The organism is Brevibacillus sp. MS2.2, assembly GCF_013284345.1.
GTDB lineage: Bacteria > Bacillota > Bacilli > Brevibacillales > Brevibacillaceae > Brevibacillus > Brevibacillus brevis_C.
In genome coordinates this window covers 14,906-39,562 of the sequence record NZ_JABSUZ010000020.1, presented here as the reverse complement: position 1 = coordinate 39,562, position 24,657 = coordinate 14,906, and the positions used below count along the sequence as shown (strand labels likewise).

Genomic DNA, 24,657 nt, shown 5'->3' with positions numbered 1-24,657 from the left:
TCAGGAGGAAGAATAGAGCATGAGTGTTTTGATTGTAGAGAATTTGTCCCATGGTTTTGGGGATCGTGTTTTGTTTCGCGATGTGTCTTTCCGTTTGCAACCGAATGACCGTGTAGGACTCGTAGGCGCAAATGGTACCGGAAAATCTACGATGATGGGGATTTTGACAGGCCAAAACTTGCCTGATAACGGGCGGATTGAATGGATGCCCAAAATCGAATACGGATATTTGGATCAGCATACCAAGCTGCAAGCTGGCAAAACGATTCGCGACGTACTCAAGGACGCCTTCCTGCCGCTGTTGGAGCAAGAGGCTGAACTGATGACGATTGGTGAAAAGATGGCCGAGGCAACGCCAGAGGAACTGGAAGAATTGCTGGAGCGCATGGGCGAAATTCAAGACAAGCTGGAAACAAGCGGCTTTTATTTGATCGATGCAAAAGTAGATGAAATCGCTAACGCTCTGGGTTTGAGTGCAATCGGTTTGGAACGTGACGTTGCATCCCTCTCTGGTGGTCAGCGTACCAAGGTTCTTTTGGCAAAATTGCTGCTGGAAAAACCTACTGTTCTTTTGCTGGATGAGCCGACGAACTACTTGGATGAAGAGCATATCGTGTGGCTGAAAAACTACTTGAAGGAATATCCATATGCCTTCATGCTGATTTCCCATGACACGACCTTCATGAACGAAGTCGTGAATGTGATTTATCATTTGGAATTTACCAAGCTGAATCGTTACACAGGGAACTACGAATCCTTCCTGGCACAGTCTGAGATGAAGCGCAGTCAGCACTTTGACGCATTTGAGAAGCAGCAGGAAGAAATCGCAAAAATGGAAGACTTTATTGCGCGCAATAAAGCACGTGCGTCTACTACTGGTCGCGCGAAGAGCCGTCAAAAGCAGCTCGATAAAATGGATCGCATCGACAAGCCGGAAACGGCTGCGAAACCTTCGTTTATCTTCAAAGAATCACGAGCAAGTAGCCGTTTTGTCATCGAGGCTGAAAACCTGGAGATCGGATATTCTCATGCATTGCTGCCGAAGCTTAGCGTGAAGCTGGAGCGCGGTGAAAAAGTAGCGATTGTCGGCATGAACGGTGTCGGTAAGTCTACTTTGTTGAAAACGTTGCTGGGTGTGATTCCTCCGCTGGGTGGAAAGCTGGAAAAAGGCGATTTCCTCCATCCTGCTTACTTCGAGCAAGAAGTAAAAGCGAAGCCAATTACTGCACTCGATGATGTATGGAATGAATTCCCTTCCATGAATAACCATGAGGTTCGCGGAGCGCTGGCACGTTGTGGTTTGAAAAATGAGCATATCAATCGTAACTTGAACGCTTTGTCCGGGGGCGAGCAAGCAAAAGTTCGTCTCTGTAAATTACTGCAACGCGAAAGCAACTGGCTGGTATTTGACGAGCCGACGAACCACTTGGATGTCGTCGCCAAGGAAGAACTCAAACGCTCCTTGAAGGAGTTCAAAGGGACCGTCCTTCTCGTATGCCACGAACCTGAATTTTATGAGGATTGGGTTACACAGACGTGGGATGTTGAGAAATGGAGCTTGGAGCAGGCAAAAACACCGATTAAATTGTAAAAGCAAAAACAGGCAGCCACCATTAGGTGAGACTGCCTGTTTTTTTATGTGAGCGACGCATTTCGCATACGGATCATGGAATAGTGCAGACTGCTTTGTAACAGTGAATCTCGAAGCGGTAACAGTGAAGGAGTGATTCTCAATTCAATATCCGCTTGGCTAAGGCAGTGCACGAGGTCACCTAATGCCCTTACGTCTAGTGGTGTAACGGTTTCCTTTGACAAATAGTAGCCCGCGTCTTCGTCCCAGCAATTAAAAGATTCTGGAGAGAAGGTATATTCATATAGTTTTGTTTGTGTAAGTACCGGATACCATTTGCTTTCGATAGCCATAACCATTTTGGCGCTCGTCAAGCCAAGAAAGCGCTCGACGTCAGCTAAATCGGAATCCGCTTTTTTGTAAAAGCAAATCCTCGGGCAATCTCTCGGTAAATAATACATCGGTGCTCGTGCTTCATCAATCGCCCAAACAGCCGGAGCAAGTGTGGGATGGGAGGGATGTGCGCGCGGCTGAAAAGTCGTAATGGTGGGGTCTTCACTGTAATGAAACAACTTGTCCAACAATCTTAAACCTCCTCGCAATCATCTCAGCCCTTCTTTAAAAAACAGCCCACGCATTTGGCAAATAGCGGCCTCGATGATAGGGAGAAGATGTTTTTGTGATGGCCTCACCATTGTGCAGCATCATGGAGCTGGAACCACCGTCCATGGCCATTGCTGTAACCACACCGCGCTCAGCCAATACTTCCGCCATGTCGTTCATGCTTGCCCCGATAGAATGCCCGGGTTGGCGACCGTCAATGACAGCAAATACGATCGTCCCGTCCTCTTTTTGTCCAATTGCGGTACGAGGTTGAATACCCCAGCTTTTGGCAGGCTTACCTTCAAACATATTTTTCCCGTTTACAATCAACTGCGGTCGGAAGCTCACAGCGTCTCGTACGCCCATCTTTACGAGTTGTTCAGCCGAGTAGCTGCCTGTAATCAGTTTACCGTCATAGGTAAGCCCTAATGCGGTTTCTCCGCTTCTCGGGTTGTAGCCTTGCAAAATCTTTCCGTCGTGGATGACGACGCCGTAGGCTCGCGCTCCTTTGCCGTAGCCGTCTGGGTCGGCGAATCCACTCGCATTGACAATCCCGATGGCTCCTGTTTTCTTCACAAACTCATCTAGCAAATCTCCACGGTCCTTGCGATTCGTGACGACGAGTCGTACTCTACTCGGGTCGCTAATGTACATGATTTTTCCTTTAAAGTAATAACTTCCTTTCGAGATGTCAATTTCCTCAATCTCGATTAGCTCCTTTGGTTTCTCAGGAAGTGTGACGGTTACCAGATTCGATTTTGGCGGAACAGGAGGTCCTGCCGTACCTATGCCTTCGGAATTGATAACGGTCGGATGTGTAATTTGCTGCTTTAGTTCTTTCAGTTTTTCATCGGGTAGAAACGTATAGGGGGCCCAGTAATCATGCTGTGTTGTCAACAAAGTGCCTGCCGCCCACTCACGTAATTCTTCTCCGTTTTTCGTTCCAAATAAAAAAATAATTCCCAGTAGTGCTAAGGTTGTGCAGGTTAAGGCAGTGCCGAGCAACCATTTTTTAACCCAACGCCATGGTCTTTTGCGCTTGGCTCGCTTTCGTGTGCGAATGCGCGATAACGTTTCCATTCCATATTCACATCCATTTGACAATTTATACGAGGGTTATCATTCCTATATGAGAAGACGCATGACCGGGCAAAAGGTTTCAGGAAAATAATATGTGATCACCCTGGTCAAAATAAGGTCAGGAGGTGATAGGTGTGCGTGACTATGATGAGGCGTTTCAAAAGGAAGTAGAGGAGTACATGGAAAGTCCAAAAGGGACACGTAACCAAACCACCAGCCGGGACCGTCAAGACCAGGGTGAGAAGCAGGAAACCCGTTTCGATTCCAATAACGGGTAAGAAGGAAGGTCAGGCGAAGTCCATTGCGGATTTCGCCTGTTTTCATCTATCTCCGATGGACCTTACCTCACGAGGACTGGCTTACCTCTGTTTTCTACCTGCAAAGTGTGGTAAGCTTACCCAATGCACGAATTTATGCCAGGAGGGTTTTTGTGAGCACCACGTTTGCAGATTTACAAATTAGCGCACCGCTATTGACTATATTGCGAGAGCGAAAAATGGAAACACCGACACCTGTACAGAGTGAAGCCATCCCGTTGATTATGGCTGGTCGAGACGCTTTGATTGAATCGCCGACAGGGACAGGCAAGACGTTTGCTTATCTATTGCCGATTTTATCGAAAATCAATATGGAGCAAAAAGATGTACAGGCCATAGTACTTGCACCGACGCATGAGCTCGTTGTTCAGATTGCGCGGGAAGCAGAAAGCCTTCTGCCGGGCAAGGACACGGCCGTGATGTCCATTATTGGTGGAGTCGATGTGAAACGCCAAATCGAGAGACTGAAAAAGAAGCCCGTATTGATCGTAGCAACACCAGGAAGACTGCTGGAGTTGATTGAGCAGCGCAAACTAAAGGTCCATGAAGTGAAGACAGTTGTTGTCGACGAAGCAGACCGGATGCTGGATGCGGGCTTTGGCAAGCCAGTTCAAGAGGTCATGAAAAAGACACTGCGTGATACACAACGCCTGTTATTCTCCGCGACAATCGCAGAGGAAGTCGTACATACGGCTGAAATTTTTACAAAAGATGCTGCTGTTATTCGCGCAGCAGCACCAGAAGGCGCCGCAGGAGTAGCACACATGTACCTGGTCACCGACCCACGTAAAAAGGTGGATACGCTCCGTCGTTTGTTGCGCCTCGTCAATGTTCGCTCCTCGATTGTTTTTGTCAATCAAATCGAAAAAGTGGACGAGATTGTCTCGAAGCTGAACTACCATCATTTGCCGTGCAGACTCCTGCACCGTGATGCTACAAAAGAAGATCGTGCCCGCACCCTGCAACAATTCCGGGATGGAGCATTCCCCGTGTTGATTACGACAGATGTATCGGCGCGTGGCATTGATATTCCAGGTGTGGAATGCATTGTTCATTACGATCCTGCATCGGATGCTGACACGTACATTCATCGCAGTGGCCGAACTGGGCGCATGGGGCGTGCCGGACTGGTATTTTCGATCATTACGACACAGGAACGTTTTATCATCCAAAAATTTTCCAAGCAAACAGGCTTGCCTATTGCTGAAAAATTCATGACGCACGGAGCACTGGAAGATCCGCGTCCTGTACGAAATCCCACGCCAGCACAAAAGTCAGGAGCTCCTTCAAAAAATGCGAGCCCTGCAAAACGGAATCAAAATCGTGCACATAAGAAGGGCGGCTTTGGAACAAAGTAGGACAAGAAGTACACAACTTGTCTGCAGGAGGTTTCCATGCGCAAAGATCGGTTATATGAAGAGGATTTGCTGGTAAACGGCACAGTTGGTGGAGAAGTTCTGACGAAACACGAACGACAAGTGCTGCGCCAGGAAGCAGGGGAACTGAAGAAAAAGATAGAAGAGGCGAAACAAGAGCCGATTGCAGAATGAATGACGAAGAAGAGCAGGGAGAATCCGTGAAGTCTACGGATGCCCTGCTCTTTTTTCTTGGTAGTGGATCAAATAGCGGTCCAGCTCTCTGAGCCAATCATGTACGCTTTCATAAGGGGCGTCCATTTGTAACAAGCGCCTTATCATCATGTGAATGGAAGGAGATAAAGATAGCTCCTCTTCCCAGCTTTTTTCGGGAGCGTCCGGTTCTTCTTCGTACCCGGAATAGAGCAAGAATAAAAAGAAATGCCCCAATGCATACAAATCACTGGAAGGAGCAACTTCTCGTTTCAATTGTTTTTCAGACGGGTAGGCAGAAAGAGTATCAGCTATGTAGGTCGGGCGATCACCAACGAACCGAGCGAGGCCAAAATCAATCAGGTACGGCTTGTCCTCTTTCCAGATGACGTTGGGGATGCGTACGTCGCGGTGAATCACATTTTGCTCATGGAGGTAAGCTACGAGTTCCCCGATTTGGCGAATCCATTCGGCGCATTTTTGCTCATCAGCCACGATGTTTTGATCGAACAGCATGTCTTCGAGTGTCGGGCCTGCTATATAAGTCATGACCATAAACGAGTCTTGCCGATAAGTGAAGGAATCCAGACAGCGAGGGATTTGCGGATGCGAGAGGGACATCAGCACCTTTTTTTCATACGCTTGCATGGCTTCTCCTTTTGGCGTATGACGAAGGCTTGGTTTGACTTGTTTCAGCACGACCTGATTACCTGTAGGGGTGTGCGTGGCGAGATAAGCGATCCCGTAGCTTCCCATCCCTAATACTTTTGTTATTTCATACTGACCTGTTAGGTGGCCGGGCTGATACGGTTTATCGCGTACCGTTTCGTTCCACCATGACTTCATACGAGTCCACATTGTGTGATTTTCCCCTCCTCCCTTCATCTTATCATGATTTGAAAAAGCTGACCTTTTTTTCAATAGGTTTGCTATAATCAGTTCGTTACATGCAGACAGGAGCGAAGGGTATGAATTTTACAATTGACTGGTTATCCTTTTATCTAATGGAACAGCCTGAAGAAGAGGATGGCATTAAACAAGTGCGGATGACGCGCTATTTGAGCCATGATGAATATCAGAAAAGCGAACTGAAAGATTTTCTCGATGGGGAATTCGCTCGGATTGCGAAAAGAAAAGTCGAGATGAATCCGAAGACAGAAGGCACGCCGACAAAACTGGGTCAATTTGTGCTGGAGCCTGGACATCCATTGGACTCGAACCCCAACTATGCTCTCTTGAATCGATTGCTGGCAGCGGAAACGTCAGGGGAGAGCAAGGAGCCCTGTCAGGAGCTGATTCAGTCGTATTTGCGAACCTCTCAGGTGAGAGGTGGAGTCATGATTGTGGTCCGGACGAGGCTAGAGCTGATTGACGAGCGCTATGTCTTTATTTTAAAATGCGATTTCGAACAAAAAACAGCGGTCATTACAGATGAGAAGAGCCTCATATCGAATGTACGCATGGCGATCAATGCCAAAAACATGAAATCGCTAATGTATCCGTATATGATCGAATCGGGGATGAATGACCCGTATCACGTGAAAATTCATCAGTTTTCTCATGCGCGGTATTTCGAGGAATTTCTGCGTTTTATCGAGTATCCGCAAACGATGACCCAGATCGTCTCCGAGGAAGTTATTTCATTGGCGAGACAGCACATCGAATATACGTATCCCGAAGAGTCCGAAGAGCGGGTACGGGAAGAGGAAGCAATCGAACTCATTGCCGCAAGTCCTAAGCGGGAGCTCGCTGAAAAATGGGAGCATGAGACCGTGATGGAAGCGATGCAAATCATTACAGATCGCCAACCAGAGGTCGAGCTGAAGTTCAAGCTGGATCATATGCAGATCCGCACATTATTGGCCGATTACGGAACCAGCCTGCATATCGCGAAAGTGAACGGGCGTTATTTGGTGCTACTAGAGGGCGAGCAGCTACAGTTCGAGCGTGGTATGTCCCCTGTGGAGTTTTTAAAGCCAAAGGCATTGACGGACATCGTGAAAGAAATCGAAGAGAGAAGCCGGAACGTTGCATATAACCCAGTAAGCAGGCTAACGGAGGATGATGATAATCCGCCTTGGTAATAAACGAAGGGAAGGGAGTGATGGAGTTTGGATCGACAACTACGAGTAAGCGACCAGGAGCATAACATTTATCCGGTTTTGCGCCATGCCTCTATGATCAACAAGTACCCGGAGCGGTGGGTGGTGAAGGAGCATACAGCTGATACGTACGTACTGTACGCCTTAGATCAAGGCGAAGGTTACGCATTGATTGAGAAGCGGATGTTGCAGGAAGCAGGCTGGACGAGCGAGCAGCTTCATTCATACGCGATGGAAAACTTGCGAAAGCTCCCCTTTTCAGTAAAGTCACAAGAGGTAGGAGGTCAGCGCATCCACTTTATTAGTCCGACAGATGGATACGCGGCAAGCCGAATTTTGCTTGATTCATTTCTGGCGGAGATGGATCAGAAGAAGCAAGGAGACTCACTTGGTGTCGCGATTCCACATCAGGATGTGCTGATCGTGGCGGATATGACAGGAGAAGCTGGGGCCCACCTGTTAGCGCGTCTCACCTATGATTTTGCATCGAAAGGACAAGTGCCGATTTCTGTCTTGCCTTTTTACTGGGAGGAAGGGGAATTGACCCCATTTCTCGTTGTGACGCACGACTCGGGTACGAAAATTGAAAGAAAGTAGAACAAGCGCGGGAGGCTTTTTCCCGCGTTTTCTATACCGCCGGAAAATGGGAGGAAACCCTCGTATGAAAAATTTCATGATTGGTCAATATGGAGGTTTTGATCAGGCAAAATACGCACGAGATTTTAAGGAGGGCTTTTACGGAATAGAGGCATGCTTGTTTGATTCGGAGGAGGATATCCAAAACCTACAGCGTGAATCTCAAGCAAAAGGGTTTGCGATCGGTGTTCATTTTCCGCTGCGTGCAGGTCAATCTGAGCTGCGGGATGCTCTATTCATGGATGCCAATGATCAGACGAGAGCCGAGGCATTTGAAAGGATAGAGAAGGAATTGGCATTTATGGCATTCATTCGGCCAACCTATGTCTTATTCCATTATCCGAAGCCTGTCATTTTGGATGATCGCGTCGACTGGCGTGTATGGCGATTTTATGATTCGCGAGACTATGTCTGGGAGCATACCTACACGGAAGCAGAGTTTCAGTATCGTAGCGAGCAGTTGTTTACGTGGATGGCTGAGAAAGGCAAGGAGTTTCGCTTCACGCCAGTCCTTGAATTCGATGCACTCAACCGTTATGTGTATGAGACAGAATTTTTAGAGTACTTGCTACAAAAATATTCAACGATAAAGCTCTGTCTCGATACCGGTCGCTTATTCCTTCAAGAAAAAATCGACCCGTTTTTCGATGCCCGCCACGTCATCCAAACGTATGCAAAATATGCCTGGAGCATTCATTTGAAGAGTATGAAGGTGACCGCCGGCGGGGTTGAATTCGTTCACTTTCCCGTTCTTCCTGAATGTAAACCGGAAGAAGGATGGGCTCCGATTGAGGACTACCTGACAATCATCCGGAAGGAAAACCCGAACGTAAAGATCATGTTCGAGCATCGTTCCGACCAGGTAACAGACGAACAGCTCGAGCGTTGCTATCGTTGGGTGAAGCAACTCCTGACTGAGCCTCAAGAATCCACGTCCAGTAATAACTCAATATAGCGTCCGGCATCTTGAATCAGCCAGTATGGGTACCTGGGGCCGTGTATGTACAAGTCTGTGGCGGTCACGAGCATCGTCTTCACCCGTGTTTTATCACCCATCAACTGCGCACATACCCCCATCGTCATCCACGGATATAAATCACCAGTCTGAAACGTATCAAAATGAGGGAACGCGTCCGTGATCCTTTGGTAGAGCAGTGAGGCGGTGTTGGCATCTGTCATACTGTAGACAATGGGAAACGCTTGGGAAGTGACGTCCGGGTACCATTTTCGCCAGCCGGGATACGTACGATCATACATCGCATACGACTTGCGCATCCGACTGTACATTCCACTGATGCCTAGCTCGCAGGCTTTGGCGCGAGAAGCCGCTTCCTCGGCAGCCTCCACATCCCCAATCAACGAAAATAAATACGAAGCATCTGCCAGTCCCTTGGCCACCTCGCAATTATCCATCAAATATTTGACCCGATACGAATGCTTCGCCCAGGTCAGACCGTCCTTCTGTTGGAGGCGGGCAACTGCTTGGAGAAGGGACAAGAGTGTAGTGTGGTTGGCATGCAGCCAGTCCATACGCCCCGTTGCTCGTATCCATTCCGCAAGCAGGCTGAAATAAGTGGTGTGGTAGCTATCTTCGCTGTCATTTGTACCGGTATCGATTTCTCTTCCTTGTTCAAGACGAAAATCATTGATATAACCGTCCGCATTCAAGTTCCGCAAATACCAATCGAGATGACCGCAAACAGCCTCTGCCTCCTTCATGCGGATGAGGGAAACAATTCCGAGGTTGGTGAAGTACGGATTGATCTGATCACGATTGGGGCCAAGGCGAAAAGTGCCGCTCGGTAATTGGCAGGATAACAAAAAACTTGTTTGATTCAACGCCATTTCTTGCATCCATTTTTCCATAAGGCTGACCTCCTCTCCAACCTACGTGATTGCTGTGACGAGTTTGACTCCATATTCGATCCATTGCAGGGAACGCACATAAGAATCACTGTCAATGGAAGACAGTGAAGCAGGTTCTTTCACGACCTCATGCCATTTGTCATCTCGAAACCAATCTACCCCATCTGCGGGATCGTGTCCATAATCAGCCCATGCATCTTGAAGACGTGGGCTGTATATCTTCGGACTTCCTTCTAGCAAATCATGTCCATCCAAGCGTAGTTGGTACTCATCTTTTGTGGTGGAAGGAATAGGATGAGGTGTGAACAAATGCGGCCAATAATCCGCTCGCGAGCCCGTATGAGGAATACGAGAGCAATAGGAGACCATTTTTTCGAAGCGAAAAGGCTCCCCAAACAATTGCTGATACAACGACTTTCCGACCTGAATGCGGTTTCTGACGTCGGGAAAATGATGAACATTCAACCCGATCAAGCTAAGTCGGCGGTCAGTAGGATGTGCTTTATAGGGAATAAGCACTTGATTCATCGAGAGAGCAGATTGAGCTACGAAAGCAAACGAAGTGAAAATACGATTCAGTGTAAACGGCTTCTGTACGACTCGTTGTTCGATATATTGCTGTTCATTAACGATGAGTGCATGGGTAAGGCGCGCACTGTCTCTGGATGCGAGGAACTCTTGCCAATACGATTGCATAAAGACGGAAACACCAAGTGGCGCCAAAAGCTTTGTTAAATCTGTCCCCGTTCGTTTCATCTCCGCATACAGTAGTAATTGTGGATAGGCATCGTGAAAAATCAGCCAGTTACATCTTTCCAAGAACCAAAAAAAGGGCTTGATCGCTTGTGCATCCATGATAAGCGGTAGCCATTCTCCTTTTAAATCGGTCATGTTCCACCCGCCATTTCGTGAGACCAAATGGGCCAATAACGCCCAGTGAACCTCTTGGTGCTCGAGATAAAAGGCGAGGTATGCTTGTGTACGGGTGACATTGTTGCGATTGACTTTGGCTGTTGCTTGTCTGATTTGAGCAACCAGGTTCTGCGCGGCAATTTTCGTTACAGTCGAATCTGTCATGGTTATGGGTAGCTCCTTGTTATTTTTACATTGAAAAAAGCAGGTCCATTGGGCGACCCGCTTTTTACTCAACCAATCATTTCTAGTACGAGAAGCCGAACCAGTAGTTTTTCCTTGGCTTCCTCCCACGTATTCGCAAAAATGACAACGTGCTCCGATTGGAACTCCGTTTCAGCGACAAAAATCCCATTTTGTTCGTAGATGTTCATAGATGATCGTCCTTTCTGATGCCTTTCAAGCATTGTATGCTATCATGTAAGAGATGATGCATCCAGCATGCTGGAAAATCATGAGAAGGGTGGCACCAAACATGTTAGTAAAAGTGACAAAAGAGGCAGTAGAACGCATAGCTAGTACAGACAAGCCCGTTCGGATCAACGGTGAGCTAGTCGGAGGCTGCGGGATGAATGTAGAGTATGCGTTGTGGTGGGATATTCAAGGTCCAGAAGATGAAGTCTACCAGGTCGATTCTTTGACGTTTCTGATAGATCGCGAAACCATTGCCTATATCGGGTCTGATCTGCTGACGATTGATTATCGTGCGCAACAAGGCTTTCGCATGGTTACGCCACAGCAAATTTTGGCCTATGGTCTTCAGTTGAAAGAGCGCTGGAGCTAATCACTTCGGGAAAAATTGCAAAATAAAGGCGAGAATACCTGCTGCAATTAAAGGGCCGACCGCAACTCCACGGAAAAAAGTGACACCCGCGATTGTACCTAGCAGCAAGCCAGTAACGATCAATGGATTTTGGGTCATCAAGACCGTTCCCTTTCCCGCCAGGTAAGCCACAAACATACCGACGGCGACGGCCAGTAACGAATGCCAATTCGTGAAAATCTCCAAGATGGAGGAAGGATTGATTTTGCCGCTTGCAAGCGGAGTCATGATGCCAACCGTCAGTATAATGATCCCGAGCTGTAGTCCATGCTGCTCGAGCAGTGGAAAATATCGGTCCAACGACAGGAGTCTCATAAGAAGAAGGAGAGCGACAGCAATGGACACAGTTGCGTTGTTTCCAATGACACCAAGTGCTAAAAGGATTAAGAGAATGATACTAATCCAGTCCATAAGTGTTGGTCGCTCCCTTTTTGTTTTTGTTAGTATATCCATGAGAAAGCAGCTTGTGTCGGACGGATAAAATTCTAACTGAAATGGAGGGGGAGATTCATGAAGAGTCGACTGCCAGCCGTAATAACCGGACTCTTTTTGATCTTTGTCCTAATCGGATTCGGAACGGTTCAGGACTTCATGCCTTTTCTCCAAAAAGCCTCGTCTGCACCTGAGTCAGGACAATCCCTTACACCGCTATACAACACAACAACAAAAGGTGAGCGTTCGAATAAGGCAGAATTTTCACGATTTCATAAGCCTGACCGCTCAACTGAGCTTGCCTCCTATTACGATCGACACCTCGCCATGAAGGATGGGAAAGTATATGGCTGGACTGGCAATGAAAAGCCGAAGCTTATGCTTGACAACGCCATACAAGTAGGCGTAAGTGATCAAGTGAGCTACGCCTTATTGTCTTCCGGTACGCTAGTTTCGTGGACGGATGAAGTACGAGATGCCAAGGAGGTTACGCGCGATGTTTCCTTCTTCTCCGCTGGAAAAACCGGATTGTTCGTGATTAGAAAAGACGGAAGCCTGTGGAGATATGCAGCCCCGGATCAAGAGGGGGTTCAAATTGCTTCTGGAGGCATTGCGTACGCGAGCATTGGGGACGGAGCAGACTATTACATAACGGAGCAAGGACACGTATTCGTGAAAGGTCTTGCCCACAGAGGTCAGTACGGAGATGGCCGTCTGGAGAGTACGCCAGATTATATGAAGGTCGCTGAGGATGCCGTCCAGGTCAAAGGGCACACCGGTCATGCGATCCTCTTGAAAAAGAATGGAGACGTGCAAGGTACGGGGGGCAATATTTTCGGACCGCTTAGCACGCATGGACTCGGTGACAAAGCGACAACTTGGGGGACAATTTTCCACGATGCCAAGATGGTTGCTACTGGCGCATCGCATTCGGCGGCAATCCGGAACGATAATACGTTGTGGCTATGGGGGAAAACGGTAGGTACGACCCCTGTCAAAGTGATGGAACGAGTCGTTGCAATTGCAGCAGGAACAGACGTAACGTTAGCGAAAACCGAGGATGGGCGCATTTGGTTCTGGAAGCTCGGCGAGAAGCCAAAGATTTGGTTAGAGTAATAAAAAAATAGACCTCATTGAATTGAGGTCTAACAAGCTCCTTACATTAATCAAACCACAGTTCCAGCATTCCTACTGGAAAACCTGTTTGTTCGTCCGAATCAGGGAAACGTCCCCAAGCAAAGACGCCGTTGAAATAATCAATTGTAAACGGCTGATCGTAGTCTGGCACGCTGTATTTGCTGCCGATTCGGAACTCACCCGTTCCTAAATAGTACGATTTCGCCATGAAGTACTTTTGTGTAATGATCGCAAGCTGTGAGTGATCACCAAGCTTCTTTTTTTCTTTCGCTTCGACGTGCAGGCGCTCCATTTCCTCCTGCAGCTCGGCGAGTGTCATTTGACTGTACAAACGCAACGGACTGCCCCCTTTCCATACAGGTATATTGTAGCAAAAGACAAGGGAAAAGGCGATGGATGCAGAATCTCTAAGGGAACGAAAGGGGAGTCGTTTCGAAAATGACACGTTTTGATTTGCATGGAAAGAAAGCAATTATATCAGGTGCTGGAAGAGGGATTGGGAAGGCACTGGCGTTGGGAATCGCAGAAGCGGGTGCAAAGGTTGCGGTAGTCTCGCGAACAGCTTCTGATTTGCAAGAAGTGGTATCGGAGATTGAAGCAAAAGGCGGAGTGGCTTTCCCCGTCGAGGCTGACTTGACTGTGTCTGATGCAGCGGAACGTATTGTGAAGCAAGTTGTCGAAGGATTAGGGGGTGTTCATATCCTGATCAACAATGCAGGTATGAATATCCGCAAAAAAGCTCATGAGGTAACGGAAGAAGAGTGGGACAGAGTAGTGGATTTGAATTTGAAAGCAGCATTTTTCATGAGTCAAGCTGCTGGCAAATACATGTGCGAGCAGCGCTATGGCAGAATCGTCAATATCGCTTCGGTCGCAGGTGTAGTAGCACTTCGTACGGGTGTCGCGTATGGTGCCAGCAAAGCGGGGCTCATCCAGATGACAAGGGTGCTAGCATTAGAATGGAGCAAGTTTGGCGTCAACGTAAATGCGATCGCACCGTGGTATTTTCGTACGCCACTGACAGAGAGCTTGCTTAGCGACGAAGCGTTCGTCCAAGAGGTGTTGCAGCGAACCCCGAGTGGCCGAATCGGGGATGTCGAGGACTTGGTAGGACCAGCGATTTTCTTGTCCTCTGATGCTGCTTCATACATATCGGGCCAAACCATTTCGGTTGATGGCGGCATGTCTATATACGGGTTTTGATAAAAAAAGGGGCATTCCCAGTTGGGAATGCCTAATTATTGGGGGCGATTGAGAAAAAGAACGACTGATTGTTCTATGACTGGTTTGCTCTCACCCAAAACAGTCAATCAATCAAAGCTATTAGCGTAGGCATACTCAGATTGAATGATCGATCTAAACATGCTTACGTTAAAAAGTCATCCAAAGAAGATAATCGAACTTTTTCTCAATGCGTTGAAAAAGTGCTTACACCTACAACATAGCAAGTAAAAGTAAAGTATCAATTAAATAAAAATAAAGCATTATTAAATCTTTTATCTGTAAGTAACTTGTTAACGAGCAAAACGATGGTTACCGATTTCTACCGTTACAGGGCGTGACCAAATCCATTTCGATGTAGCCGTATCCGGATTGAAGAAGTACAAGGAACCATTGCTCGGATCCTTTCCGTTCAGCGCGTCCTGGACCGCTTTTCTCGTGCTTTCATTTGATTTATGTGTCAAATTGCCGTCATGGACAGGCGAAAACGCATTGGGAGCATAAATAACCTCCCGTACCGTATTTGGAAATTCATCTGAAGCAACCCGATTCAATACAACGGCAGCAATCGCTACCTGTCCTTCATACGGTTCTCCCCGGCCTTCCGCATACACTAACCGGGCGAGCAGTTCCATATCCCTTTCCGAAACCTTCACTTTTCCATTGCGAACCACTTTTGGGCGACTATCACGACTAACCTGCACAGACTCGCGTTTTGTTGCTGTAGCAGATGTGGTTGTTTTCTTTTCCTTCTTCGAAACTTGTTCCGATGGCGCCTGTGCACTACCGAGAACAGGTAGGATTTGTACTGGCTGTGGTGCCATTGCACTTGTCGGTGTAACAAATAAACATAACAGCATCAAGCCAATACTGTTCAAAAAGAAGAAAAAGCGCGTTGGCGCTTCTCGTGTCAACATGGTGTGAACCACTCCTTTTCGCTTTTTGCGTTTTGATTGCGGAAGCGAATCAGGTCTTTTGCAAGTCTAGCGATCTTATGGGGATGGTTCAAGAGGTAATTGGTTCCATAGAACTATTTACAAAATCGAGAAATTTATGAAAGTGTTTTCATGAACGGATGCTCCTTCTATAAAAAAACCACTTTCCCGTTGAGAAAGTGGCTTTCGTGTGCAGTTTGAGGCTGCTCTTATTTTTCTGTAATCGTAATGGATTTAATGGTAATCGTTTGCTCAGGAACACTTGGTTCACCCGTTTGTGGGTTTTTCTTTACTTTTGTTCCGGCAATTTTTTGAACGACATCCATGCCACCCGTAACTTTTCCGAAAATCGTGTAATTCGGAGAGTTGTCCAATCCTGTCACGTCAGGTCCGGAACCAATGAAGAATTGGCTACCATTTGTGTTTTTACCGGAATTCGCCATGGCAACCACGCCTGCTTCGTATTTATGACCAGTTTTCAATTCGTCTTCAAACGTGTAACCAGGGCCACCCATGCCATTACCCAATGGATCGCCTGTTTGAATCATGAAATCTTTGATGACGCGGTGGAACGTGATGCCGTCATAGAACTTGTCCTTTGCGAGGAAAACAAAGTTATTGACAGCAATTGGCGCATCCTTTTCGAACAGGTCGATTGTAATGTCACCCATGGAAGTAGTGATTTTTGCTTGATAGTCCTTTGCTTTGTCAATCTGCATTGCCGGAGCCTTCTCGTATTTCTTCTCTCCGGTTGGGCCCGGTGGGTTAGCTGGCTCCTTGGATGCTGGTTTCTCTGCTGGCGTAGTCGGCTGATTAGGAGCGGCTTCATTGCTTCCTGTGGAACAACCCGTAACCAAGGCGATTGCCGTCAGACATGTGAACAGAGTTGTCATCATCTTTCTCATCTTATGCACCTTCCTTTGTTTCATACTGTTGGGTGGTTCGGTTTCGAATTATAACACAAATAGTCGAGCTTTTGCCAATCCGCTAGTTTCCTTTCCAATCTCGCATGGTATGATTGGGAGAAAAGGGTGATCAATGTGGCAGAGCGATTTGAGACCAAAACGGTACATATCGGACATGACCCTTTGCGGGGAGTAAAAAGCAAAACTACACCGATTTATCAAACCTCTGTTTTTGCCTTCGAAGGCTTGGAAGAAGTAGAACAGTACTACGTCGGCGAAGGAGACTACTTGTACACCCGAAATGGCAATCCCAACCAAGCGGAGCTGGCTCGTGCAATCGCTGCTTTAGAAGGTGCAGAAGCAGGTGTCAGTGCTGCCTCCGGTATGGGAGCGATCATGGCGGGTTTACTTGCCGTTCTTTCTCCTGGAGATCACGTGCTGGCTTCCCATGAAATTTATGGCGGTACCTACGCTCTACTGCACAAGGAGCTGTCGCGATTTGGGATCGAGCTTACATGCATCCAACTTGGCCAAAAGACAAAGCTTGCTGATCATGTTCGCCCAACTACGCGGCTGTTTTTCTTGGAGACTATCACCAATCCGCTATTGACTGTTGTCGATCTGCCTTACTGGATCAAGGAAGCAAAAAGTCTTGGCTTAACCGTCATGGTGGATAATACGTTTGCGACCCCGTATTTGGTACAACCCATTTCATTCGGAGCAGATCTCGTGGTACATAGTGGAACCAAATACATAGGTGGACATAGCGATGTGACGTCAGGTGCTCTGGTTGGAGCACAGGCGACAATCAAGCGTGCCACAGAGATCGTAGCCAACTACGGTGCATCGCTCAGTCCCTTTGAGGCCTGGTTGACATCGCGTGGTTTGAAAACATTGGCAGTGAGAATGGAGCGTCAATGCGATAATGCTAGCCAGATTGCTGCGTTTCTTCGTGAGCATCCAGCAGTTGGGCAAGTGTATTACCCAAGTCCTACGGATACTTTCTTTTTTTTAAGGCAAAAGCAGGGAGCAATGGTATCATTTGTTCTCACAGACGAGACGAAGATCTACGACTTTTACCGGGCACTTGACTGGATCAAGCTGGCTCCGTCTCTTGCTGGTGTGGAGACGAGTGTTTCTCATCCTGTTACGACGTCCCACCGTGCTTTTTCTGAAGAGCAGCGCAAGGAAACGGGAATTACGATGGGCCTGGTACGGTTATCGGTCGGAATCGAGGCTGTTTCCGACATTCAGTTAGCATTAGATGCTGCATTAGGTAAATAATTCAAAAAACTTTGCCACATCATGAAACTTTCTACCTAAGAAATACGTAATACTTAGTTAGAGTAGTCTCAGGATGCAGTGGGGAAAGCCCATTCTGAGAACATGCTTCAGTCTGGAAGAAACCGAGGAAAACGCAAATGGGAATGGCTATGAAGCAACCGTCGGGGCCATCATCCGGAGATTATTATGAATCTCGTCCATTTACGGAACTGTATGACGAATATTTTGATCGCGTCAACCGGTATTTACGATGCCGGGTTCAGAGTACGTGGGATGCCGATGATTTGACCACCGTGGTCTTTTTAAAAGCGCTAGAAAAATTCGAGCAATATAGCAGAACGAGTCCTTTCGCATCATGGATTTTTCGTATTGCTCACAATACATATGTGGATTTTATGCGGAAAAACAGGGAGTTACCGGTCGACCAGGAAGATTTTCTAGGAGCAGAACCGGACGACACATGGCAGCCAGAACGGCAGGCGCTGACGAATGAAGAGATTCGTCAGCTTCGTGATCGACTGGACTTGTTATCTCAGGATCAACGAGACGTGTTGATGCTCCGCTATTTTGCTGACCTCAAAATCAGTCAGGTAGCTGAGGTGCTTGGCAAAACAGAATCGAGTATCAAAATGATTTCATATCGCGGATTACAAAAACTTCAGAAGATGTATGAGAGGGGGGACTCCGAATGAGAGAAGAGGAGAAGCACCCCCAGGATCATCAATCGGATGATCAGACTGTAACCCAGCTCTTAGCCCATTTGAAGCAGATGCGCGGATCGGTTCCTGTCAACTATCAGTTAAAATCAGACCTCAAAAAACAATTGCTCCAGAAAATGAGAGATCTTGAAGCCAAGCAGGCAAAAGCTCCAAGTGCCGCACCCCAAAAATGGGGGAGGTTGGTATGGAGCGGAATCGCTGCTGCTGCTCTAATCCTTGCCATAGGCGGATTTGTGTGGTGGACCAATACCACTCTTGCCGTTCGAGAGCATGAAGTACTTAAGCTGCCAGCACAAGCAACCGTGGAGCTTGTTGATATTGACCAGAAAGCCACTCAGCTAGCTTATATCCATAACAATGCAGAGCTGAAAACCATTCCGATCGATGAGGAATTAAAGCCAATCACGATCAAGTTGCCGCCAACCGAAGGAAAATATACGGGGGTAGCATGGTCTCATTCTGGGAAGCAAATCGCTGTCGTCGAGCAGGATAAAAAATTATCGCGGATATGGATTGTGGAGATGCCAACGGCTTACAGCATGGGAAGCAGCCGATTGCTGAAGGAAGAAGAAGGGGTATTATACTCTTCACCAAGCTGGTCTGAACATGATGATTCGCTTGCCTTTACTCGCTCTAAAAATGGCGTCGAAGAAATTTGGGTGAGCAGCACAGTATCGTTCCAGGAATGGAAGCTTGTAGAAGGCTCCCAGCCTGAATGGTCACCAGATGGAAGCTTGCTTGCCTTCAATAAAGCCGGAGAAGTACAGCTGATGGAAATGCGGACGGGGAAAGTTACCTCACTTGCAGTGGGACAGTGGGCATCGTGGAGCTCCGATACGCGATTGACCTATACACACCCAAATGGAACGCTGATGGAAGTAAACGTGAGTGAAGAGCCTTTTGTGACACGCGAGCTACCATTGCGAAACCAGTCATCTGAAGAGCTGATCAAAGGCAACTGGGCAAACAAAGGTAAGCACTTATTGCTTATCTCACGTCATGATCAGTTGCAACAACTGGATATCTCTTTGGCGTCACGAAAATGAGCGGAGGAACAAGCATGAGATGGAAATGGGTGTTAATCTTTGTCATCACATGGCTTAGCTTTTCGATACGCCCAGCTATGGCAGAGAGCAACGTAGACATACAATTCGAGATACCTTTAAGTGGTATTGTCAAATATGAATCATGGATGAGATTAAACGTAAAGGTAACCAGCCAAGAACAGGATTTCACTGGGGCTGTAGAGTTATCGCAGCGACAAGTCAAAAAAAATAATGAATTAACGCTTCGGCGTCCAATAAAGCTCGAGCAAGGAAAGAGTACAACCGTGTACTTTGATATGCCTTCCCAAATCGTGCTCGATGATTGGTACGTCCAGGTAACGCAAAACGGTCAAGTTATCAAAAGCGAAAAGCTGCGTATCCCTTATCCAACAGACGGGCGCACCATTGGGGTAATCAGCGAAGAGGGCAATGCGTTTCATTTCCTAGCCGTCAATCAATCACAATCCAAAATGAATCGCCCCTTGTCCGTTCAAAATCTCACGGAACAAATGTTACCTGACCAATCGTGGATTTACGAAAACATAGACATGTTAGCACTGGCTGGTAATAGTGGTTCCACGATTAATGATCAACAGATGGCAGCGATCAAGGAGTGGATTCAGCTAGGAGGGATCGTGGTTGTTTCCGCAGGTCCCAATCAAGATGGGATGATCCAGCGGTTTGCTGATATCCTCCCTGTGGAAGCCGGAAAAGCTGGTAATATAGAGCTACAGCAAGCATTAAGTGAGTATGACATTGCGAATGTCGCGCCAAATGGCAGAATCGGTGTATACAACCGTGACTTGCCCTTATTTGTGTCAAAATCGTACGGCAGAGGATTGCTGCTATTTGTGAACTATGATGTGACAGCAGAGCCGTTGGCATCGTGGCAATTCAATCCACAGCTGTGGCAAAATGCAATGATCCAGCATGGTGCCAAGAAGATTTTTGAAGAAAAGCTTTATATGGATCAAATGACCCGGCCTTTTCTTGACTTGAGCAAGAAGATTCCTGAAGTACAGACTCCTCCACCGATCTGGATGGTGGCGTTATGGGGCGGCTATGCAATTGTACTCGCACCAGTGACATACTTCGTTCTGAAAAGAATCAGAAAACCTGAATGGGCGTGGGGAGTCATCCCGGTTGGAGGAATTTTCTTGACCGTCGCTATATTCGCGGTTGGAAAGCCTGCTGTCGTGAAAACGAGTACCAGCTACGCCGTAACCAAGATCGACATATTAGATGAGTCTCTGGCGCATGTTCGCTCAGCCGCAACGTTTTTGGGGGTGGATCAAAACGAATACGATGTTCAGCTTGAACCTTCGATTGTTGCACTACCCTTAACATTGGGGAGAAATGATTATCGACCAGAGGGATTAATGGTTGGCGATGAGGTTCTCTCTTTCCGCAATCTTCCCTATTTGACACCGAAACAGGCGATTGGTATCGGGGTAAAGCATGATATGGGTGCTTTTGAAACTTCCTTGCGAATCAATGAGAATCGTCTGCAAGGGCACGTGAAAAACAATACGGAGTTTGCCTATGATCAGACTTATATTGAAATAGGTTATCAGCGAATTTCGCTTGGGCCATTGAAAAAGGGCGAGGAAAAGCAGATTGACAGTGTGCTTGAACCTTTGTTTATGCCAAGAAAACAACAAACAACAAACGAATTGCAGACGTTGGAAGAACGAATCAAAGAAATGCAGGAAAGAGTCGTTGATTATGAAGAGGGGAATCAGGTAAGTATCATCGGCACAACAACAGAGCCTCTTCCTCTGATGACAATGCAAGTGCCTCACCAATCGCATTACTGGAATGTCATTCAGCAGCCTATTCAATTCCAGCCGAATGAACAAGGTCTAGTGACTTGTCCTTATGGCCTACTTGATGCCGATATGTATGAAATGACAGGAGACTTCGACAGCACCGGGTACATTTGGCAGCTTGGGAAGGGCAGTATTACGTTTGAATTGCGTACAGATAAAGCGGCGATCAATATGAAGCGAATAACGGTTCCGCTGAATCACAGCTCATTCAAGCCTTTCCGGATCGAATACTTCCACCAAAAGAGCGGTAGATGGATACCTGTTGAGCGCGGGACGAGACTTGTCCTCGATAATGAACTCCAGCAAGTTTTAACGCCAAATCAAACAGTATTGCTTCGTTTTTCCCATAATGGAACGTCGCGATTAGCTCTACCAGAGCCAATTTTCCAGGTAGAGGGGGTACGGAAATGGTAATCGAAACCGTTCATTTAGGAAAAAGATACGGCAATTTGCAAGCATTGACGGATTTGAACCTTTCCATCGAGCGAGGAAAGGTGTTCGGTTTCATTGGTCCAAATGGGGCCGGAAAATCTACTACGATGCTCATCTTGTCTACCCTTCTGGAACAGAGTGAAGGGGAAGCATTTGTCTGTGGCTACAATGTACGAAAAGATCCTGCGAGTGTACGTCAGTCTGTTGGCTACATGCCCGATTTTTTCGGCGTATATGACAATTTGACAGCGGTGGAGTATTTGGAGTTTTATGCCGGAGCGTACAAAATTCCTGCTTCCAAAAGACGGGCACTTGTCGGTGATCTTTTGGAGTTGGTGAATTTATCTCACAAAGCAGACGCTTTTGTCGATTCTTTGTCTCGAGGTATGCAACAGCGTCTGGGATTAGCGCGTTGTCTCGTACATGATCCGGCTGTGCTGATTTTGGATGAACCCGCGTCAGGACTGGACCCGCGAGCTCGTATCGAATTGCGCGAAATTATGAAGCAACTGCGTGAAATGGGCAAGACAATTATTATCAGCTCCCATGTTTTGCCGGAGCTAGCTGAGCTGTGTGATGATATTGGTGTCATTGAAAAAGGAAGATTAATTGCGTATGGTTCTGTGCATGAGGTCAGCAATCGGGACACAGGACAAAGCCGGATGCAACTGAGAGCCCTGCGGAATTTGGACAAAGCCGGACTTCTATTAGCGAGCTCTCCGTATGTCCATCAATTGACAGACTATATGGGAGGCTTTCGCTTCTACTTTCAAGGGACGGAGCAACAAAAAGCTGAATTGCTTCAAGAACTGCTGGATGAGCAGGTCGCAGTCGTCTACTATGGCGATTCCAAGAAAGATTTAGAAGACGTCTTCTTAGCGATAACGGAAGGAGTCGGTATGGAGTGAGCGACTTCTTGTTCAATCCTCTTTTGGTAAAAGAAATGCGGGACAGATTCCGCTCAAGAAAGACCATGCTAATTTTAGTGGTTTACTTGGTTGTCATGGGGGGAATACCGATGGGCTTTTTGCTCATGGACCCCTTAAAGGCCGAATCGTTAGGGGATAACCGGGATCTGTTTCTGATTTCCGCGGGGATACACTACGCGATAGTTTGCTTTGTTGCACCTGCTTTGACTGCTGGAGCGATCAGTGGAGAGAGAGAACGCCAGACCTTGCCTATTTTGCTGACGACCCAGTTGTCGACGCGCACGATTATTTTGAGTAAGCTCATTACGTCTTTGGCGTTCTCCACACTGCTCTTGGTTGCCTCGATGCCTTTGTACAGTATCGTGATGCTGTACGGAAGTGTCTCCCCGGAACAAATGGCCCAGCTCGTCCTATTTCTCGCGGTGAATATGTTTTTTCTCGGGTCGTTGGGGTTGTTCTGCTCCACATGGATTAAACGAACGTCGATCTCGACGGTCACCACATACGGCATTGCCTTCTTTTTTGTGGTAGGTACTGGCTTGCTGTTCTTTTTTATCGGTGAGTCCTTGCAACAGACATATCCAGAACGATACATCAATTCGAATGTTTGGAACATGTATGAGTTGCAGATGCTGGCTGGGACGAACCCTATTATCGTGTTGTTCGACATTTTAGGCGAGTCCTTCGATCAATCCAATGACATTAGTTTTGCACCGTGGTTGTTTTTCTCATGTGTGTACGTGGTTCTTTCCTTTGTACTCGTCATCTGGAGCGCTTATTTGTTAAAACCAATCCGCCGAAAATGGTGGAGTTGGAAGAAACGACCTGTTCGTGTACAATGAGAAAGGTGCATGGGAAAAGGGAGGTTTTTTTGTGAGCGATCAAGATGTGCAAATCATTGATTTTGAAGAACTGCTTCGTGCGATTGAGAGCCGTCTGGCATCTGCTGGAATGTATGTCAAACGCGAAGCGATCGTGACTATTCTTCAGGCAGAAGAAGCATTTTTGCTTGAAAAAGGTGTTCTTCAAGAGTATAGTGAGTAATCAGCTAACAACCTGCCTAACGTGGTAGGTTGTTTTTCATGGACAGGGAAAGCACGGAGTTATTCGCCTGTTTGCTTCTCCCGGAAAAAAACGGTATGATGGAACAGAGTACGAATATCAGCATAAGGACGTGAACACATTGACAGAAGAGAACAAAGACCTCGAATTGGGCGATATCATTACATTGGACGATGAAAACGGTGAACCGTTGGGGGATTTCGAAGTATTGGCTATGTTCGACCTGAACGGTAAAGAATATATTGCCTTGGCTGAAGCTGTGGAAGATGAAGAAAGCGAAGAAGATGAAGAAGTGGATATCTTCGTTTTCCAAGTGGACGGCGGCGAAATGGTACCATTGGAAGAGGACGAGGAGAGCACTGTTTACGCGAAGCTGAACGAAGTGCTGGAAGGCATCGAACTCATTAAAGAAGACAAGTAATCCCGCTATAAAGGAAACAAGCCACTGCTGGCGTTAGAACCCAAGCAGTGGCTTTTTCATGCGGTCGATCAGTCATTCATTTTAATAATGTTATCCTTAAGGTCTCGTACAACGAGAAGGCATGTATAGTCCGTGTCTTGCAGTTCCCGAACCAATGCCGAGCACTCGTCTTTGGTAAGACCAAGCTTTTCGAGACGGGTACGGAGTTCTTTACCGCCATTGTCAAAGAAATGCGCCATGCTGTCAATGTGACCGACGGCACTTTCAAAGTGGGTACTGTATTTATAAAAATTGTTTCGTTGATTCGAGTGATTTTTATCAGGATTCCATTTCAAAACCCAGATGTCATCACTGTTGTATCCGGCAGCATTTAACGCATGAACATCAGAAGCTAGCTCAGCATCATACTTATGGAATTTGACAAACGGCTTGGTAGCACTGATCAAAAGTATTCCCCCCTTTTTGGCCTCAGGAATCGATGCCTTACTAGGATGCCCATAGCCAAAGTGCGGATGAATGGAAATACCTGAGGCAAACTGATAACGCTACGTAAGAACAATTGACATATTTTCCATGATCGTAGCAGGATTTACGATGATGGGGGAAGAAATAGAGAAAGGGAAACAGATGTTTTGGTTTTTCGTTTTGACCAATCTTCACCATTAGTGCTACACTAATTGATGGAATATGCATGTCATGTACAGAACGAAATGAGAAACGAGGAATACTGAGAAGAATCGGCCATCTCGCTAGGGGCGAGGTGGCTTTTTTGCCCCATTTTGCTACTGGCGTTGAATACTATGGGAACCATACGGTACAATAGCGATT

General features: G+C 47.0%; 29 protein-coding genes. 18 read left to right on the top strand and 11 right to left on the bottom strand.

Annotated elements, in window-relative coordinates; genetic code table 11:
• Positions 1–19 precede the first annotated feature (19 nt).
• Positions 20–1,591, top strand: a complete 1,572-nt coding sequence (locus HP568_RS18155; protein ID WP_048033326.1) for an ABC-F family ATP-binding cassette domain-containing protein — start codon at positions 20–22, stop codon at positions 1,589–1,591.
• Positions 1,592–1,635: 44 nt separating this feature from the next.
• Here HP568_RS18155 and HP568_RS18150 read toward each other — a convergent pair whose 3' ends face one another.
• A complete protein-coding gene (locus HP568_RS18150) occupies positions 1,636–2,151 on the bottom strand; it encodes a DUF6886 family protein (protein WP_173629883.1) in 516 nt (171 codons plus the stop codon).
• Positions 2,152–2,188: 37 nt separating this feature from the next.
• Entirely contained in the window at positions 2,189–3,253 is a 1,065-nt protein-coding gene (locus HP568_RS18145) for a phosphodiester glycosidase family protein (RefSeq protein WP_173629849.1), read from the bottom strand.
• A gap of 134 nt (positions 3,254–3,387) precedes the next feature.
• On the opposite strand from HP568_RS18145, the gene HP568_RS18140 reads away from it, so the two are divergent.
• The 3 genes from HP568_RS18140 (at position 3,388) to HP568_RS18130 (ending at position 5,120) form a co-directional block, all read left to right on the top strand.
• Entirely contained in the window at positions 3,388–3,531 is a 144-nt protein-coding gene (locus HP568_RS18140) for a hypothetical protein (protein WP_162837736.1), read from the top strand.
• A gap of 152 nt (positions 3,532–3,683) precedes the next feature.
• Positions 3,684–4,928: a DEAD/DEAH box helicase gene (locus HP568_RS18135; protein ID WP_173629848.1), complete on the top strand. Its 1,245-nt coding sequence runs from the start codon at positions 3,684–3,686 to the stop codon at positions 4,926–4,928.
• Between the two features lie 36 nt (positions 4,929–4,964).
• Positions 4,965–5,120 (top strand): hypothetical protein, encoded by a 156-nt coding sequence (locus HP568_RS18130; protein ID WP_173629847.1) that lies wholly within the window; start codon positions 4,965–4,967, stop codon positions 5,118–5,120.
• A 33-nt stretch (positions 5,121–5,153) separates the two neighbouring features.
• Here HP568_RS18130 and HP568_RS18125 read toward each other — a convergent pair whose 3' ends face one another.
• Complete coding sequence (locus HP568_RS18125; RefSeq protein ID WP_254551325.1) at positions 5,154–5,984, bottom strand: serine/threonine protein kinase; 831 nt, start codon at positions 5,982–5,984, stop codon at positions 5,154–5,156.
• Between the two features lie 122 nt (positions 5,985–6,106).
• On the opposite strand from HP568_RS18125, the gene HP568_RS18120 reads away from it, so the two are divergent.
• The 3 genes from HP568_RS18120 to HP568_RS18110 all read left to right on the top strand — a co-directional run bounded on the left by HP568_RS18120 (position 6,107) and on the right by HP568_RS18110 (position 8,831).
• The gene (locus HP568_RS18120; protein WP_173629845.1) at positions 6,107–7,222 is read left to right on the top strand and encodes a DUF3900 domain-containing protein; all 1,116 of its coding nucleotides are present in this window, start codon (positions 6,107–6,109) and stop codon (positions 7,220–7,222) included.
• A 27-nt stretch (positions 7,223–7,249) separates the two neighbouring features.
• Positions 7,250–7,837, top strand: coding sequence for a DUF1444 family protein (locus HP568_RS18115; RefSeq protein ID WP_173629844.1), 588 nt, complete (start codon positions 7,250–7,252; stop codon positions 7,835–7,837).
• 64 nt (positions 7,838–7,901) lie between these two features.
• Complete coding sequence (locus HP568_RS18110) at positions 7,902–8,831, top strand: sugar phosphate isomerase/epimerase (protein WP_173629843.1); 930 nt, start codon at positions 7,902–7,904, stop codon at positions 8,829–8,831.
• Here HP568_RS18110 and HP568_RS18105 read toward each other — a convergent pair.
• The 3 genes from HP568_RS18105 to HP568_RS18095 form a co-directional block, all read right to left on the bottom strand.
• Complete coding sequence (locus HP568_RS18105; protein WP_173629842.1) at positions 8,798–9,742, bottom strand: prenyltransferase/squalene oxidase repeat-containing protein; 945 nt, start codon at positions 9,740–9,742, stop codon at positions 8,798–8,800. The genes HP568_RS18110 and HP568_RS18105 overlap by 34 nt on opposite strands.
• Before the next feature lie 21 nt (positions 9,743–9,763).
• Entirely contained in the window at positions 9,764–10,819 is a 1,056-nt protein-coding gene (locus HP568_RS18100) for a DUF2515 family protein (RefSeq protein ID WP_173629841.1), read from the bottom strand.
• 68 nt (positions 10,820–10,887) lie between these two features.
• A complete protein-coding gene (locus HP568_RS18095; RefSeq protein ID WP_173629840.1) occupies positions 10,888–11,028 on the bottom strand; it encodes a hypothetical protein in 141 nt (46 codons plus the stop codon).
• A gap of 101 nt (positions 11,029–11,129) precedes the next feature.
• On the opposite strand from HP568_RS18095, the gene HP568_RS18090 reads away from it, so the two are divergent.
• A complete protein-coding gene (locus HP568_RS18090; RefSeq protein WP_254551323.1) occupies positions 11,130–11,438 on the top strand; it encodes an iron-sulfur cluster biosynthesis family protein in 309 nt (102 codons plus the stop codon).
• Here the strand turns inward: HP568_RS18090 and HP568_RS18085 are convergent, their stop codons facing one another.
• Entirely contained in the window at positions 11,439–11,888 is a 450-nt protein-coding gene (locus HP568_RS18085) for a DUF441 domain-containing protein (RefSeq protein ID WP_048033316.1), read from the bottom strand. It lies immediately after the preceding gene.
• Between the two features lie 99 nt (positions 11,889–11,987).
• Between HP568_RS18085 and HP568_RS18080 the strand changes: the two genes are divergently transcribed.
• Positions 11,988–13,025, top strand: coding sequence for an RCC1 domain-containing protein (locus HP568_RS18080; RefSeq protein WP_173629838.1), 1,038 nt, complete (start codon positions 11,988–11,990; stop codon positions 13,023–13,025).
• Positions 13,026–13,071: 46 nt separating this feature from the next.
• Here HP568_RS18080 and HP568_RS18075 read toward each other — a convergent pair whose 3' ends face one another.
• Positions 13,072–13,383, bottom strand: coding sequence for a YfhH family protein (locus HP568_RS18075; RefSeq protein WP_048033314.1), 312 nt, complete (start codon positions 13,381–13,383; stop codon positions 13,072–13,074).
• Between the two features lie 101 nt (positions 13,384–13,484).
• Between HP568_RS18075 and HP568_RS18070 the strand changes: the two genes are divergently transcribed.
• Positions 13,485–14,249 (top strand): SDR family NAD(P)-dependent oxidoreductase, encoded by a 765-nt coding sequence (locus HP568_RS18070; protein ID WP_173629837.1) that lies wholly within the window; start codon positions 13,485–13,487, stop codon positions 14,247–14,249.
• Between the two features lie 311 nt (positions 14,250–14,560).
• Here HP568_RS18070 and HP568_RS18065 read toward each other — a convergent pair whose 3' ends face one another.
• Positions 14,561–15,184: a cell wall hydrolase gene (locus HP568_RS18065; protein WP_048033312.1), complete on the bottom strand. Its 624-nt coding sequence runs from the start codon at positions 15,182–15,184 to the stop codon at positions 14,561–14,563.
• 227 nt (positions 15,185–15,411) lie between these two features.
• Positions 15,412–16,107, bottom strand: a complete 696-nt coding sequence (locus HP568_RS18060) for a peptidylprolyl isomerase (protein ID WP_173629836.1) — start codon at positions 16,105–16,107, stop codon at positions 15,412–15,414.
• Positions 16,108–16,233: 126 nt separating this feature from the next.
• Between HP568_RS18060 and HP568_RS18055 the strand changes: the two genes are divergently transcribed.
• From HP568_RS18055 to HP568_RS18020, 8 genes are all read left to right on the top strand, one after another.
• Positions 16,234–17,391 (top strand): trans-sulfuration enzyme family protein, encoded by a 1,158-nt coding sequence (locus HP568_RS18055; protein WP_173629835.1) that lies wholly within the window; start codon positions 16,234–16,236, stop codon positions 17,389–17,391.
• 137 nt (positions 17,392–17,528) lie between these two features.
• On the top strand, positions 17,529–18,083 hold the full coding sequence (locus HP568_RS18050; protein ID WP_007718835.1) for an RNA polymerase sigma factor: 555 nt from the start codon (positions 17,529–17,531) through the stop codon (positions 18,081–18,083).
• Positions 18,080–19,156, top strand: coding sequence for a TolB family protein (locus HP568_RS18045; RefSeq protein ID WP_173629834.1), 1,077 nt, complete (start codon positions 18,080–18,082; stop codon positions 19,154–19,156). Before HP568_RS18050 ends, HP568_RS18045 begins: the two co-directional genes overlap by 4 nt.
• A 14-nt stretch (positions 19,157–19,170) precedes the next feature.
• Complete coding sequence (locus tag HP568_RS18040; RefSeq protein WP_173629833.1) at positions 19,171–21,399, top strand: hypothetical protein; 2,229 nt, start codon at positions 19,171–19,173, stop codon at positions 21,397–21,399.
• Positions 21,393–22,325 carry an ABC transporter ATP-binding protein gene (locus HP568_RS18035; protein ID WP_048033307.1) on the top strand — a complete coding sequence of 311 codons (933 nt, stop codon included), beginning with the start codon at positions 21,393–21,395 and terminating at the stop codon, positions 22,323–22,325. The genes HP568_RS18040 and HP568_RS18035 overlap by 7 nt, the downstream gene beginning before the upstream one ends.
• The gene (locus tag HP568_RS18030) at positions 22,322–23,188 is read left to right on the top strand and encodes an ABC transporter permease (protein ID WP_173629832.1); all 867 of its coding nucleotides are present in this window, start codon (positions 22,322–22,324) and stop codon (positions 23,186–23,188) included. The genes HP568_RS18035 and HP568_RS18030 overlap by 4 nt, the downstream gene beginning before the upstream one ends.
• Positions 23,178–23,390, top strand: a complete 213-nt coding sequence (locus HP568_RS18025; RefSeq protein ID WP_017249136.1) for a hypothetical protein — start codon at positions 23,178–23,180, stop codon at positions 23,388–23,390. The genes HP568_RS18030 and HP568_RS18025 overlap by 11 nt, the downstream gene beginning before the upstream one ends.
• A gap of 139 nt (positions 23,391–23,529) precedes the next feature.
• Positions 23,530–23,829 (top strand): DUF1292 domain-containing protein, encoded by a 300-nt coding sequence (locus tag HP568_RS18020; RefSeq protein WP_007718819.1) that lies wholly within the window; start codon positions 23,530–23,532, stop codon positions 23,827–23,829.
• Positions 23,830–23,897: 68 nt separating this feature from the next.
• Here HP568_RS18020 and HP568_RS18015 read toward each other — a convergent pair whose 3' ends face one another.
• A complete protein-coding gene (locus HP568_RS18015; RefSeq protein ID WP_048033305.1) occupies positions 23,898–24,275 on the bottom strand; it encodes a YflT domain-containing protein in 378 nt (125 codons plus the stop codon).
• Between the last annotated feature and the right edge of the window lie 382 nt (positions 24,276–24,657).